This is a genomic window from Brevibacillus sp. MER 51 (genome assembly GCF_023714195.1).
Classification (GTDB): domain Bacteria; phylum Bacillota; class Bacilli; order Brevibacillales; family Brevibacillaceae; genus Brevibacillus.
In genome coordinates this window covers 809,802-823,482 of record NZ_JAMAUS010000001.1, presented here as the reverse complement: position 1 = coordinate 823,482, position 13,681 = coordinate 809,802, and the positions used below count along the sequence as shown (strand labels likewise).

Annotated in this window: 17 protein-coding genes; all 17 read left to right on the top strand. The window is 47.5% G+C overall.

What is annotated here, in order from left to right; genetic code table 11:
• The first annotated feature begins 185 nt into the window (after positions 1–185).
• Positions 186–473, top strand: coding sequence for a VRR-NUC domain-containing protein (locus M3630_RS03290; protein WP_251251225.1), 288 nt, complete (start codon positions 186–188; stop codon positions 471–473).
• Positions 463–1,836 carry a DEAD/DEAH box helicase gene (locus M3630_RS03285; protein ID WP_251251224.1) on the top strand — a complete coding sequence of 458 codons (1,374 nt, stop codon included), beginning with the start codon at positions 463–465 and terminating at the stop codon, positions 1,834–1,836. Before M3630_RS03290 ends, M3630_RS03285 begins: the two co-directional genes overlap by 11 nt.
• A gap of 45 nt (positions 1,837–1,881) precedes the next feature.
• Positions 1,882–2,421 carry a hypothetical protein gene (locus tag M3630_RS03280; RefSeq protein ID WP_251251223.1) on the top strand — a complete coding sequence of 180 codons (540 nt, stop codon included), beginning with the start codon at positions 1,882–1,884 and terminating at the stop codon, positions 2,419–2,421.
• A gap of 180 nt (positions 2,422–2,601) precedes the next feature.
• On the top strand, positions 2,602–3,345 hold the full coding sequence (locus M3630_RS03275; protein WP_251251222.1) for a hypothetical protein: 744 nt from the start codon (positions 2,602–2,604) through the stop codon (positions 3,343–3,345).
• Between the two features lie 261 nt (positions 3,346–3,606).
• On the top strand, positions 3,607–4,134 hold the full coding sequence (locus M3630_RS03270; protein WP_251251221.1) for a hypothetical protein: 528 nt from the start codon (positions 3,607–3,609) through the stop codon (positions 4,132–4,134).
• Positions 4,112–5,962, top strand: coding sequence for a phage terminase large subunit family protein (locus M3630_RS03265; protein ID WP_251251220.1), 1,851 nt, complete (start codon positions 4,112–4,114; stop codon positions 5,960–5,962). The genes M3630_RS03270 and M3630_RS03265 overlap by 23 nt, the downstream gene beginning before the upstream one ends.
• Positions 5,963–5,988: 26 nt before the next feature.
• On the top strand, positions 5,989–6,216 hold the full coding sequence (locus tag M3630_RS03260; RefSeq protein WP_251251219.1) for a DUF6148 family protein: 228 nt from the start codon (positions 5,989–5,991) through the stop codon (positions 6,214–6,216).
• A complete protein-coding gene (locus tag M3630_RS03255; protein WP_251251218.1) occupies positions 6,213–7,925 on the top strand; it encodes a phage portal protein in 1,713 nt (570 codons plus the stop codon). Before M3630_RS03260 ends, M3630_RS03255 begins: the two co-directional genes overlap by 4 nt.
• Positions 7,885–8,967 carry a head maturation protease, ClpP-related gene (locus tag M3630_RS03250; RefSeq protein WP_251251217.1) on the top strand — a complete coding sequence of 361 codons (1,083 nt, stop codon included), beginning with the start codon at positions 7,885–7,887 and terminating at the stop codon, positions 8,965–8,967. Before M3630_RS03255 ends, M3630_RS03250 begins: the two co-directional genes overlap by 41 nt.
• A complete protein-coding gene (locus tag M3630_RS03245; protein WP_251251216.1) occupies positions 8,967–9,359 on the top strand; it encodes a head decoration protein in 393 nt (130 codons plus the stop codon). Before M3630_RS03250 ends, M3630_RS03245 begins: the two co-directional genes overlap by 1 nt.
• A gap of 14 nt (positions 9,360–9,373) precedes the next feature.
• On the top strand, positions 9,374–10,411 hold the full coding sequence (locus M3630_RS03240) for a major capsid protein (protein WP_251251215.1): 1,038 nt from the start codon (positions 9,374–9,376) through the stop codon (positions 10,409–10,411).
• 17 nt (positions 10,412–10,428) lie between these two features.
• Positions 10,429–10,602 (top strand): hypothetical protein, encoded by a 174-nt coding sequence (locus M3630_RS03235; protein ID WP_251251214.1) that lies wholly within the window; start codon positions 10,429–10,431, stop codon positions 10,600–10,602.
• Positions 10,599–10,910: a hypothetical protein gene (locus M3630_RS03230; protein ID WP_251251213.1), complete on the top strand. Its 312-nt coding sequence runs from the start codon at positions 10,599–10,601 to the stop codon at positions 10,908–10,910. The genes M3630_RS03235 and M3630_RS03230 overlap by 4 nt, the downstream gene beginning before the upstream one ends.
• On the top strand, positions 10,907–11,488 hold the full coding sequence (locus tag M3630_RS03225) for a phage tail protein (RefSeq protein WP_251251212.1): 582 nt from the start codon (positions 10,907–10,909) through the stop codon (positions 11,486–11,488). The genes M3630_RS03230 and M3630_RS03225 overlap by 4 nt, the downstream gene beginning before the upstream one ends.
• A gap of 4 nt (positions 11,489–11,492) precedes the next feature.
• The gene (locus tag M3630_RS03220) at positions 11,493–11,942 is read left to right on the top strand and encodes a hypothetical protein (protein WP_251251211.1); all 450 of its coding nucleotides are present in this window, start codon (positions 11,493–11,495) and stop codon (positions 11,940–11,942) included.
• Positions 11,942–12,223 carry a hypothetical protein gene (locus M3630_RS03215; RefSeq protein ID WP_251251210.1) on the top strand — a complete coding sequence of 94 codons (282 nt, stop codon included), beginning with the start codon at positions 11,942–11,944 and terminating at the stop codon, positions 12,221–12,223. The genes M3630_RS03220 and M3630_RS03215 overlap by 1 nt, the downstream gene beginning before the upstream one ends.
• On the top strand, positions 12,223–13,671 hold the full coding sequence (locus M3630_RS03210) for a phage tail sheath family protein (RefSeq protein WP_251251209.1): 1,449 nt from the start codon (positions 12,223–12,225) through the stop codon (positions 13,669–13,671). The genes M3630_RS03215 and M3630_RS03210 overlap by 1 nt, the downstream gene beginning before the upstream one ends.
• Positions 13,672–13,681 lie beyond the last annotated feature (10 nt).

The following is a 13,681-nucleotide window of genomic DNA, read 5'->3' as shown; positions in this document are numbered from 1 at the left end:
ACCGCTGAAATCTTACAGCATAAAGGGATACGGAGATTGGTTGCCACGGTTGCCGTAAAATTCTTAGAAGTAATAAAAATATTTATTTAACCCATATAGCGACCACGGCACATATAGTTAAACGCACATTTACGCAGTACGCGCGAAAGAAGGACTATTCGGCAACCGATAGAGGAGGGGCAAAAATGAGAGAATCAACCTTGGAACGACGACTGGTTCGTGAAGTCGAGAGAATTGGTGGGAAAGCGCCAAAATGGGTATCGCCTGGAAATCGCGGTGTGCTTGACCGCCTTGTGATCTTGCCAAACGGCAGAACGGTGTACGTTGAGATGAAAGCACCTGGTAAGCCGTTGAAGCCTCTACAGGAGAAATGGGCAAAGACATTACGGAAACTTGGGCACAGTGTTTATAAAATTGACTCCAATGCTGGCATTGATCAATTTATTGCAGAGGTGAGTCAGGGTGAAGTATAAGCCACACCAATATCAGGATTATGCTACGCAAAGGATTCTGGACACGCCATTTATCGCCCTGCTGTTAGAGATGGGCTTGGGGAAAACAGTCTCAACCTTGACCGCGATTGACCTACTTCTGAACGACTACTTTGAGGCAGGCCGAGTGCTGGTGATCGCACCTTTACGGGTTGCCGATGACACTTGGGCGCGTGAGGTAGAAAAGTGGGATCACTTGAAACACTTGCGAATTAGCAAAGTTTTGGGCGGTGTGTCTGCAAGACGAAAAGCACTGAAAGCTGAGGCTGACATATGGGTGATCAATCGGGAGAATGTTGAGTGGCTTGTCAGTGAACTAGGGACGAAATGGGATTTTGACACAGTAGTGATTGACGAGTTGAGCAGCTTTAAAAATTCTCAGTCTAAGCGCTTCCGGGCTCTCCGTCGAGTCCGACCGATGATGAAACGAGTAATCGGATTGACTGGAACACCAGCACCCAATAGTTTGATGGATTTATGGGCACCCATTTATTTGCTGGATCAGGGAGAACGTCTCGGAAAGACAATCACAGGCTACCGGGATCGATATTTTACACCTGGAGCTAAAAGCGGTCATGTTGTGTACGAGTGGAAGCAGAAAAAAGAAGCCGAACAACGTATTTACGAAGCCATTTCAGATATTGCGGTGAGCATGAAGGCGGCTGATTGGCTGGAGCTGCCAGAGCGGATCGACAGAGTAGTACCTATCAGGCTTTCAGGAAAAGCAAGGGAGCTTTATGAAAAGCTAGAAAGTGATTTGCTTCTGCCGTATCTTGACGCTGATGTGGTAGCAAGTACTGCAGCCGTGCTTTCAAACAAGCTGTTACAAATGGCATCCGGCGCGGTGTATGACGAGGACAAAGGGGTCAAATTGATACATGATGCAAAGCTTGACGCATTGGAGGACATTATCGAGGCAGCGCAAGGTAAGCCCGTTATGGTGTTCTACAACTTCAAGCACTCGCTTGACAGAATCAAACAGCGTTTCCCACAAGCGCGAACCTTGGGGAAAGGCAAAGAAGGGAACGAGGACATACGGGCATGGAACAACAACGAGATTCCGCTTTTACTGCTTCATCCGAAGAGTGCTGGTCACGGCCTAAATCTCCAAGAATCAAATTGCCAAACAGTTGTCTGGTATGACCAGATATGGAGTCTCGAAGAGGACGAACAGGCCAATGCGAGGGTACATCGACAAGGGCAGAAAAACCGAGTTGTCATCATGCGGTTAGTAGCAGAAGGCACGATGGACGAAGACGCTGTTGCTGCACTTGAACGAAAAGCAACAGGGCAAGAAGAATTAAAACAAGCTTTGAAAGCAAGGATCAATAGGATAGCTGCATAGCAAAATCCCAAGCGATTGGGAATTTCAACAGAGAGGGTGAAAAGAATGGCGCAGAAACAGGCACTTAGTCCTGAAATGATCGAAGAGATTACCCGCACCACTTTACAAGTGATGAAGGATTATCAGGAAAAAGAGAAGCAAAAGCAACAGAAGGAGAAACGTGACTGGCGTCTCCGCAATACAAAGTTGCTGTTGAAACATTATCGGTCATTTGTAAGCCATGTGGAAGGCGCAAGGGAAAAGGTGACGGCGATGGATTATGCAGATGCCATGGAGAGCCTGTACACCAATAAGTTAGCGCTGGAGTCCATCAAGCGTAGCAGGCAACGAACGATTGTCATGGTGAAATTCGTTCAGAAAATGATCGGTGTCTATCAGGCAATGTGTGAAACTTCTGGACAGCAAGAGGATTTACGGCGATATCATATCATCTACGAGATGTACATTTCTGAGAAAAAACAAACGGTTGAGGAGCTCGCAGAATTTCACAAAATTGAGCCTAGAACGGTTTACAATGATGTGAAAAATGCAGTGAATACCTTGTCAGTTCTGGTGTTTGGCGTAGATGGAATCGAATTTAACTGATTTCATTTTCGTTTCAAAAAGTGTTCATTTTCCATTCAGTGAAACCGTGTTACTATGGTAGCATCGATAAATTATGAACAGAGAAACGTGGGAGCCATCCGATAGACCGGATGGCTCTTATTGATTAGTTGGTGATACATTTATAGTATTGAGAAACAAATACACAATGAGGTGTTTTTCATGAACATTGGAACTGACCAGTTAAAAGAAGTTCTGGCGGAGTTGTTTGGATTTAATCTAGAAAGCCAAACCGGCATCATAGTTGAGGGTGTTGTTGAGTACGGAGCTATGCTTACACCGTATATTGGTTCTGCAATGAATTTCATCAAGTTCAGGAGAATCGAAACCAGGCTTCAAAAACACTCTGAGGAACTAGCAGAACTTAGAAATTTACTCATAACTTTGGATAGTAATTTCCAGCAGTTCATTCGTGACAAGGTATTTCCCCTAGTTATTGATAATATCTATGAAGAAACACAGGAAGAAAAAATTGGCGTGATACTTAACGGATTGGCCGGGGTAATAAAAAACAGAGTTGCTGATGAGGACTTGATTATTACTTATTTTGATGTCCTGAACCAGCTAAGAATTGCAGAAATCCAACATTTGTTTTCTAATTACGATAATAGAAATAGAGCTAAGATTGACATGAGCTTTCTTAACCTTGCAATGGATAGAACTCGAGAAGGAAGAAAGAAATACGCTGAACTGCAAGGTTTTAAAAATTACGTTGATAACAAACTGTTACGTCTCGGACTACTGAGGTACAAGCAAGGAAATGATAATACTTATTCGTATGAGTATATGATTCCTAGTTATAAGCCCAAAACAGAGGATAATGATGATCGGAAATGGATACTCGATCAGTATTTTCTAAGTGACTTTGGGAAACAGTTTATCGCATTCTTTGAGAGCAATAAGTAAATGAGCACCGATATGGTGCTTTTTTCTTTTTGCTTCTTGCTATAACTACTGTGTCCTAAGAGAGCGGGTCCTTCTGGAGAACCGGGAAGAGTGCGGGTGAAGCGAGCCCCGAAATCGCGCTAGATTTATTTTTAAAAAATTACTTTCGCTTTTGCTTTACCCGATCTCCAGAGACGACATTTTCAAATTTTAGCTTCATCAAATGACCTGAAAATCAGTACCACTACAATACGAGTTTAAAACGAAAGTGAGGTGGAAAAATTGGCGAAGCCAAAGGCGAAACTAGAAACGCTACAAGACAAAGAAATACTGACATCAGAATTGGCGGCAATTGTAGGGAAGACTCCCCAATGGATACGCCAATTGACAAGGGATAAAGTGCTGAACCAGGTAAGCAGAGGCAAGTACAATCTTGGAGAAGCGGTTCAAGCGTACTGTGAGCATGTGTCCGGTGGAAAGGAAGAAGAGCAAAAGCCGCGTCTCATCGATTTCAAAACCCGGTATGAAAAGACCAAGGCTGAGAAAGCGGAGCTCGAACTGGAGCGAATAAAAGGGAACCTCCATGCAGCGGCAGATGTTGAGTGGCTACTGTCGGATATGATCTTAACAATAAAAACCCGCCTGCTGGGTGTACCTAGCAGGGTTTCTACGGAGTGCGAAAATGAATCCGCAGATGTTGTAGAATCCGTGGTGCGCCGAGAAATTGAAACGGCCCTGTCAGCCATGGCAAAATACACCCCGGATCAGATTGGGGGCGACGTTTCTCATGGTGGCCCAGAAGACAGTTGAGCTATTTGTACGAGCAAGTAAGCAATGGGAGCCGCAACGAAGACTCACGGTATCAGAATGGGCAGATCAGCACCGTGTATTGACCACTGAAAGCAGTGCAGAAACCGGACCATGGCGGACATCCAGAGCTGAGTATCAGCGTGAGATTATGGATTCTATTGAGAAATGGGAAGAAGTCGCGATCATGGCGTCCGCCCAGGTGGGGAAAACGGAATTCCTCCTGAATGTGACAGGATCGTACATCGATCAAGAGCCATGCCCGATCATGCACGTTTTACCCAATGAGGATTTGATCCAGGCGTACTCCAAAAAAAGGCTTACACCTATGATCAACAATAGTGAAGTGCTGCGTAACAAGATTGGGGTTGCAAAGTCCCGAGACAGCAGTAACACGATTGAAGAAAAATCGTTCCCGGGTGGGTATGTAGCCATTGTGGGGGCAAATGCTCCTGCCGGACTGTCATCCAGACCTGTACAAATTATCCTGTGTGACGAAGTGGACAGGTTCCCCATATCGTCAGGTAAAGAGGGCGACCCCATCTCTCTTGCCATTGCCCGTACCAAAACATTCCGTCACAAGCGTAGACATATTTTTGTTTCAACTCCGGTTGAAAAAGAAACCTCACGGATCTATCAACTTTATGAGGACAGCACAATGGAGCAGTGGTGTTTGCCTTGTCCTCACTGTGAGGAGCTTCAACCACTCCGGTTTAAGGACGGGATTGTCTACGAGCACTATATTTCAGAGAGTGGCGAGATTGTTGTCACAAAAGCCGAGCACCGTTGCGCATACTGTGGCATGCTTGGCTCTGAGAAAGATTGGAAACGCGGTGAGGGAAAGTGGATCGCTCGGAAACAGCATTCAACCCGTCGCGGTTTTCATATCAATCAGCTTTCCAGCCCGTGGTCAGATTGGCGCGAGGTTGCGAAGGCTTTTTTGGTTGCAAAAAGAGAAGGCGTCGACAAGCTGAAAGTTTTTGTGAACACAGTACTAGGCGAGCCATGGGAAACCAAGGAGAAGGGCGCGAACGAAAAGACGCTGGCGGCTCGACGAGAAACATATGCCTACGATGTGCCGGCCGAAGTGAAGGTAATCACAGCGGCAGTTGATACTCAAGACGACCGTTTTGAGATTGAAGTCAAGGGCTGGGGGGCTGGAAAAGAGTCATGGGGGATCGAATATCACCGCATTTACGGCAATTTGGATAAGCCGGAAATCTGGAAGCAACTTGACGAGTTCCTGTGTCGTTCCTGGCTTGGCGAAAACGGAAGAGAATACCGAATTATCGGTGCGTGCATAGACGCTGGTGGCCACTTCACGAAAGAAGTGTATGAGTTCACGCGAGCACGTAACTACCGGCACATTTACGCCATTAAAGGTCAGGGGATCAACCCGAAAACAGCCAAACAAATCCCGTTTATCCACAAAAAAGGCAAAACTCAACTAGAAGGAGCTGTGCTCTGGATGCTTGGTGTGGATGACGGCAAGGTGAAGGTGTTTGATAGCCTCAACGTTCAGGAGCCTGGTCCACTTTACTGTCATTTCCCTGGCGAGGATAAGGGATATACAGAAGAGTATTTCCTAGGCCTAACCGCAGAAGCACCCGTATATCAGACCATTGGCGGACGGAAGTACAAGACTTGGAAGAAAATCCGTGATAGAAATGAACCTTTTGACCTTGCCGTTTACAACCGGGCAGTCATTGAAATTTTGCGCCCGAATCTCTCGCTGCCAATTGAGCGTCAGCCGAACGGTCCAAAGGTGATGCCTGGTGGAGTAGCGGCAGGAAAGAAACGTCGAAAGCAAGGCGTTTCGAGTAGCATCTAACTCATTCGAAGGGAGGTGAAAGGATAATGCCGAGAATGACACTTGAAGAGGCAAAAGAAATGTACCAGTTGTGGTCAAATGCGGAAAAAGCACTGGCTTCTGCACAGTCCTATACGATTGCTGGTCGATCATTGACTAGAGCGGATATGAGTACAGTTTTGGAGCGAAAAAAGTACTATGGACGAATCCTTGACGAATTGCAAACAGGTCGACGACGTTCAAAAGTACGCAGCATTACTCCGTTTGACCTATGAACAAACTGGATCGTGCTATCGGGCTTGTATTTCCGTCATGGGCCGAGCGTAGAGCAGCTGCACGAGCAGAAGCAGCCCGGCATGAAGCAGTTCAAAACGTACTTTCCGGTTATGGAAAAGGTTATGGCAGGCACGGTGCTAGTCAATCAAAGAAATCCATGGTCATGTGGCAAACGGATGCAGGTGACGCGGATGTGGATATCCATGATAATCTTGAGCGCTTGCGTGCGCGTGCGCGAGACTTGCACATGGGATCAGACATCGTGGCTGCTGCCCATAAAGGACTGCGTACAAACATCGTTGGTACTGGTCTTAGGTTAAAGCCAGCATTTGACTCTAAGTTTCTGAAGCTGAGCAAAAAGGAAGAAGAACGGCTGCGAGACAGTATTTACAGGGAGTGGTCCATGTGGGCCGAAACAACCAAATGTGATGCTGCAGGGCTCAATGATTTTTACGAGTTGCAGTCGCTGGCATTTCTCTCAACGCTCATGAGTGGTGATGTGTTTGCTTTAATGCCCATGTTGCCGCGTAAGCATTCGGTATACGACCTGCGAATCAACCTCATTGAAGCTGATCGATGCGACACACCAGAGACTAAGGCACTTCTTAACCCCGAGCGGATTCAGTCCGGGGTAGAAGTTGACGATGAAGGGATGGTGGTAGCGTATCACTTTTCCAACCGTCATCCAGGGAGCAACCGAGTCGCTGTATCTCCGCAAGAATGGGTGAGGGTTGAGAAGTACGGGGAGCTCACCGGACGGCTTAACGTCATTCACATGTTTGAGGCTGAAAGGCCAGGACAGCGCAGAGGTATTCCGATCATTTCGCCCATCATCGAGTCTCTAAAGCAGCTTGACCAATACACTGAAGCAGAGTTGATGGCAGCCGTTATTTCAGCCATGTACACCGTTTTTGTAAAGTCCCCTGCCGAGGATGACGACTACATGCACGGCATGGAGGAGCCTGAAACTGACAACCAGTACCAGGAACCAATTCCGGGAACGGGCGGGAACAACATCAAGATGGGGCGCGGGGCAATCGTCTACCTTGACCCGGGTGAGGACGTTCAGTTTGCAAATCCTACACGACCGAATCCCGACTACGTTGGCTTTGTAAACGCGTTGCTGCGGCAAATTGCAGCGGCACTGGAGCTCCCATTCGAGATTCTAACCAAGCAATTCACAGCTTCGTATTCCGCAAGTCGCGGTGCGTTACTTGAGGCTTGGAAAATGTACAAAATGCGCAGGTCTTGGCTCGCGAAGTCGTTTTGTCAGCCGATCTATGAGGAATGGTTTGTTGAAGCAGTCACAAAAGGACGCATTGACGCGCCGGGTATCTTTGACGATCCGGCTATTTTTCATGCCTACACGCGTGCAGAATGGCATGGACCAAGCCAAGGTCTACTCGATCCAACGAAAGAGGTTGACGCAGCGGTTACGCGCATTCAAAACAACTTCTCGACAGCCGAGCGCGAGACAGCTGAGTTAACAGGTGGATCGTGGGAACAAAACATCGAGCAGCGAGCGTATGAAAAAACACGCTTGGCGGATTTAGGTCTTTCTGGTAATGCCAGTGTGACGCCACAACAACCGGATGACGGAAATTCGGAAGATGACTCAGAAGATGATTCAGAAGATGATTCAGATACGGAAGGGGGTGAACAAGAAAATGCCAAAAAAAATCAAGCTGAACGGGGCAGTCATCAATGACAATTCAGCGTGGATTTATGACTATTTCGGGATTGCAAACATTAGCCCCAGAAAGGTATCGAACTTCTTGGACGAGGCGAACGGGGAGGATGTAGAGATAGTCGTTAATTCTGGCGGAGGCGAAGTGCCGTCAGGTGCGGATATTTACACGATGCTCAAGGAGTATGCTGGCAACGTGACGGTCAAGATTGTGCACGCTGCAAGCGCTGCGTCCGTTTTTGCGATGGGCGGAAGCAAGGTCCTGATGTCTCCAGCGGGCCAGTTGATGATTCATAATTCATCTACCGTGGCTTGGGGCGACAAAAACGAGATGGGCGGAGCATCTGACATGCTGAAAGCCGTCGACGAATCCATTGCTAATGCTTACGTGGCTAAGACAGGCATGAGCAGAGACACACTGCTTGCTCTGATGGACAAAGAAACTTGGATGGACGCTCACAAGGCCAAGGAGTTAGGTTTTGTGGACGAAATCATGTTCAGCGAAGGCGAGTTGGTTGTAACAAATAGCGCATCTACCAACGTTGTTTTGCCGCCTGAAGTCATCGACAAAATCCGTAATGAGCTGATGAGGAATAATGGTTCTCTGGTTCAGGATGCTGGGCAGGTGCCGAATACTGGGACGAAAAATCAAATTAAAAACAAGGAGGATGATAAACCTATGAATTTCGCTGAACTGAAAGAAAAACACCCTGGCCTGGTCAATGAAATTATGACGCAGGCTATTTCTACTGAGCGCAATCGAATTTCTGCACTCAATGAATTGGCAGATGCTCCAGGAGCTGCACCGTTTATCAAAGATGCTATTGCTAACGGAGAAACTGCTGGTGATGTAGCCATGAAAATAATTAAGGCCTCAGCTGAACGTGTTAAGCAAGAAGGTGAAAACCGCCAAAAGGATGCCGAAAACAGCAAAGTTACTGATGTTGTGACGCAGCCACCGGTGAATCAGGAAGCGAATGAAGCCGCAGAAGACGCTGCTTCAATTGAGAACATGGTCCAATACGCAACAGAATTGATCAATAAAAAAGGAGGTCGTATTTAATGCCAGCATACGAAAGTGTTAAATTTGATGATTTGTTCGCTGGTGGGGTTAAGCCGCCAACAGCAATTGCAGTCGTTGTCAAAGCTGGATCGGGGGTAGTTACTCGCGGTATGGTCCTTGGCAAGCTCTCCCAACTTGCTGAGTCTGACCTTTACGCGGGTACACCTGTCATGGCTCCCGTTAACTCTACCAAGACCGATGGCTCGGAAACGCCTTATGCAGTATTGGCTGACGCGGAAATTGATGCAACCTCTAAGGATGTTCGCGCCGTGGCATACACCGATGGTGAATTCAATCGCGCAGCTCTAAAGTTTGGTGGCACTGATACCATTGCGACACATGAAACATCGCTGCGTAAGATCGGAATTATTACAAAACGAGTTGTCAAATAAGGAGGACCTACACAATGCCAAGAGATATTTACTCGTTCCCCTACTTGTTCCGTGTGGTTGAGGCATTCCCAAAGCCGAGCACATACATTCTGGATCAATTCTTTGCTGAAGGGGAAATTTTCGAAAAAGAAGAGATCGAAATCCAGACTAAAAAAGGACACAAGCCTATTGCTCCCTATGTAAACGAGCTGTTGCCGGGGAAAGTCATTTTGCGCACTGGATTTACTGCTAAGCAATACAAGCCAGCACTGGTAAAACCGATGCGTATTATTACGACAAATGACTTGAAAGTAAGGCAAGCTGGTGAAAGCTTGTACAACCCTGACACTCCTGAAATTCGGGCACAGAAACTTCTAACGAAAGACCTGGTGGAACTGAACGACTCAATCGTACAACGTATGGTGGAGATGGGTTCCAGTCTGATTTTTACAGGTAAGGTCACACAAGTAGGGGAAGGTATCAGTCAAGAACTGGACTATGACTTCGAAAATATTTATACCTTGTCCGGGACTGACCTTTTTTCGAATGATGCTGCGGATGTTCTGGGCATTCTTGCAGGAATCAAACGAGATGTTATGCAAAAAAGTGGACGAACTCCGCGCAAAGTTCTTACGACCTTTGCAGTAGGTGAGAGAATCATGACCCATCCGAAAGTTTTGGAACTTGCAAAGATCAATAACAATTCCGTTATTACGGTCGGAAATCTCAACCAAGAAATGTTGCCCGATGGCGTTACTTATCACGGATACTTACAGCAAGTTGATCTACATGTATACAGTTTGATTGCCAGCTATACAAATGACAATGGAATCGAAACCGATGTTGTTCCGGCGGGAACTTTGGCAATGTTACCCGATGGAAAACCATACGAGTTTGCGTATGGAGCAAATCTAATCATGGGTGACAATGGAGCTTTCCAGTATGTTAAGGCCCGTATCACGCCACAGTCGTGGACCACAAAAGAACCAGCTGCACGCTATCTGCAAATGCTCTCTCGACCATTCCCGATTCCTATGGACGTAAATGGTTGGGCTGTCGCTAAGGTACTTTAAAAAGGAGGAATACAGACATGTCAGTTATCGTAACGAAAGGTATAGTACGCCATAACGGAAAGGACTACAGAGTGGGCGAAGAGTTGCCGACTCTTAAAAAAGAAGAGGCAGAACGGCTGCTTGACCTTAACGTGGTAGAAGAAAAGGGCAAGTCAAAAGGTAAGCCGGCCCCGAATGAGGAGACAGAATGAGTCTCAAAGATGTCATCGCAGCGGATCTTGACGTCTTTCTCAACACGGACGAATTCGCAGATGAACATATTCTCGACGGAAAGAAAATACGGCTGGTTGTTGCAGCTGATACGTTGAATGGCACCCCCTTACCGCATGCGGAGGGGGTTTCTCTTTGGAGAAAGGTCATTCATGTATCTTGCACTGACCTAGGATATCGACCAAATGAAGGCGGACTACTGGAACTGGACGAGCAGGTGTATGAGGTTGTCAATGTGGAAGAGCAGGACGGCTTGTATGCTATCACCCTGGAGGCGAACACGATGTGAGGATTCCAGAGCTGAGAAATGCTATTCGCCAAATTCGCCGAGTGCAGGACGACGCATCAAAAGCGATGTCCTCTGCACTAAACAGGACAATCCACGGTGTTGGAACTGAGGCAACCCGGAAGACGAAAGAGCGGTTTTTCGTGAAGACGGCGGATGTCAAAGGCACGATACGTATTCGCAACGCCGCCCCGGAGAACTTGGAAGCCACGATGACAGCTAAATCTACAAACCTGCCACTTATGAGGTTTAAGACGAATCCCGGAAAGGTCCCGATTCGTCGTCCGACAGCTACCAAGTCGGCAGTAAGACGTGCTGGCTTAGTACCAGTACATGGGGCATTTATTGCGCGAATGCGCAGCGGGCATGTCGGCGTGTTCAAGCGGGCGCGATCTTGGCGCCATAAAAAGGTCACGAGAAACGGACGCACGTACTGGTCCGGCCTCCCGATCCGTGAGTTGTACGGACCATCCGTACCAGGTATGGTCGGCAGCCGGAAAGTGGTCGATCACGTCGAACAGGAAGCAAAACGACGAATGGAGACACGATTGGACCATGAAATAAATCGATTATTGAGGTGATGATATGACACCAGTATTGCTTATGCGCAGCCTGAAATCTTTTCTGGAGGAGGTAGTCGCAAACGTCGAGTTGACCAGTCCAAAAGGAGTGCTTACGCAACCTAAGGTTTTTCTGGAAGCATTGCCACAAAAGGCAGCATCCAGCCAAGAAGAAGATTTCCCGTTCGTTATTATCCGGGCGATGGGCGGAGAGGATCAGGATGGCAAAGCGTCTGTTAGCATTAATTTGCTTGTTGGCACGCACTCGAAAGATGATGACGGCTTTATCGATGTGCTGAATATCATCGAGGATGTGCGCCAATCTCTATTAAAAAATCGAGTTGTCGGCGGAAGCTTTCGACTGGATTTACCCCTCAAATGGAAACTGTTTGACGAGCAGCCATACCCGGGCTGGATTGGCGAAATCAATACGCTTTGGGAGATTCCTAGAGTAGAACAGGAGGTACTTTTCTGATGGCAGTGAGAAAAGAAGAAGGGCAAGAGAGAAGGGGAGCCAAACAACAGCAGTATCCATTGATCTATGTTGGTCCAAATATCCCAGGCGGACTCCTGATGCAGTACACGGTTTTCCGAGGTGGTGTTCCTGAGCATCTGACTGACCTTTTTGAAAAACAACCCGCAATCCGCCAGTTGATTGTACCAGTGAATGACCTTGCTGCTGTTCAAGAGCGGATGCGTAAGTCCGGAACGCTTGAACACACACTATTTCAACAAGTAAAGGATGGTGATAAATAATGCGTCACGGAGTATATGTACGGGAGGTTCCGACCTCTGTTTTGCCACCGGCTACTGCGTCAGCATCACTTCCAGTGGTCTTCGGAACAGCGCCGGTTAACCTGTCCAAGCGAGATAAAGCGCCTGTGAACGAACCGATCCTCTGCTATAGCTATTCAGAGGCGGTGGAAGCACTCGGGTACAGCGATGACTGGAAATCATATACACTCTGCGAGTTTATGTACTCGCATTTCCAACTGTTTCAGCAGGGGCCGATCGTATTTATTAATGTTCTTGATCCTACCGAGCACAAAATAGATGTCGCGGAAAGCGAGATTCCTCTCGCCAAGGGTGTTGCCAAGATTAATCAGTCAGGCGTGCTAGTAACGTCCTTGGTGGTCAAACTGGCGGTTGCCGGCCAGCCATTGGAAAAAGGAAAAGATTATGCTGCTGCTTTCGATGAAGACGGGAATGTCATCATTAACCGTATTTCTGGAGGAGCAATTCCCGATTCGCAGACAAGTTTGACCGTATCCTTTACGAAACTGGAGCCTTCGAAGGTAATTGCCAAGGATATTATCGGCGGTGTGGACGTTACAACGGGCCAGTTGACAGGTCTGGAGCTGGTTCAGCAAGTTTTTCCGCGTTTCCGCCTCCTGCCTGGGCTTCTGCTTGCGCCAGGATGGTCACAAGATCCGGTCGTTGGGGCTGTCATGAAAGCCAAGTCCACCAATATCAATGGGCATTTTCGTTGCATGGCACTACTGGATATCCCAACGGATACGATCAAGAAGTATACAGATGCGCCTGCCTGGAAAGAACAGAACAACTACACAGCTGAGACACAGGCTGTTTGCTATCCAAAACTGAAGCTTGGCGACCATATATTCCATCAATCCACACAATTGGCGGGTGTCATTTGCCAAGTGGACCAGAAAAACGAGGGTGTGCCTTATGAGTCGCCATCCAATAAGTCGTATCAGGCGAACAGTGCAGTCTTAGACGATGGAACAGAAGTTCTGCTGGGTCTTGACCAGGCGAACTATCTGAATGGTCAGGGGATTGTATCGCCATTGAATTTTACTGGTGGATGGAAATGCTGGGGGAACCGAACAGCGGCATATCCTGCCGTAACAGACCCAGTGAAGAGCTTCATTCCTGTCCGTCGCATGTTTGACTGGATCGGAAACTCGCTTATCCTCACGTTTTGGCAAAAGGTCGATGATCCAGCCAACAAACGTTTGGTGCAAACGGTGATCGATAGCGTCAATATCTGGCTGAATGGATTGCAAGCAGCAGGATATATCCTGGGTGGCAGAGTTGAGTTTGTGAAATCTGAGAATCCGGTCACGGACTTGATGAACGGTACGCTGCGATTCCACGTTTTTGTGACACCAGCGTCTCCTGCAGAGGAGATTCAGTTCTTGCTGGAGTACGATCCATCATACCTGGGCGGCCTCTTCGCCTAGAAAGGAGATG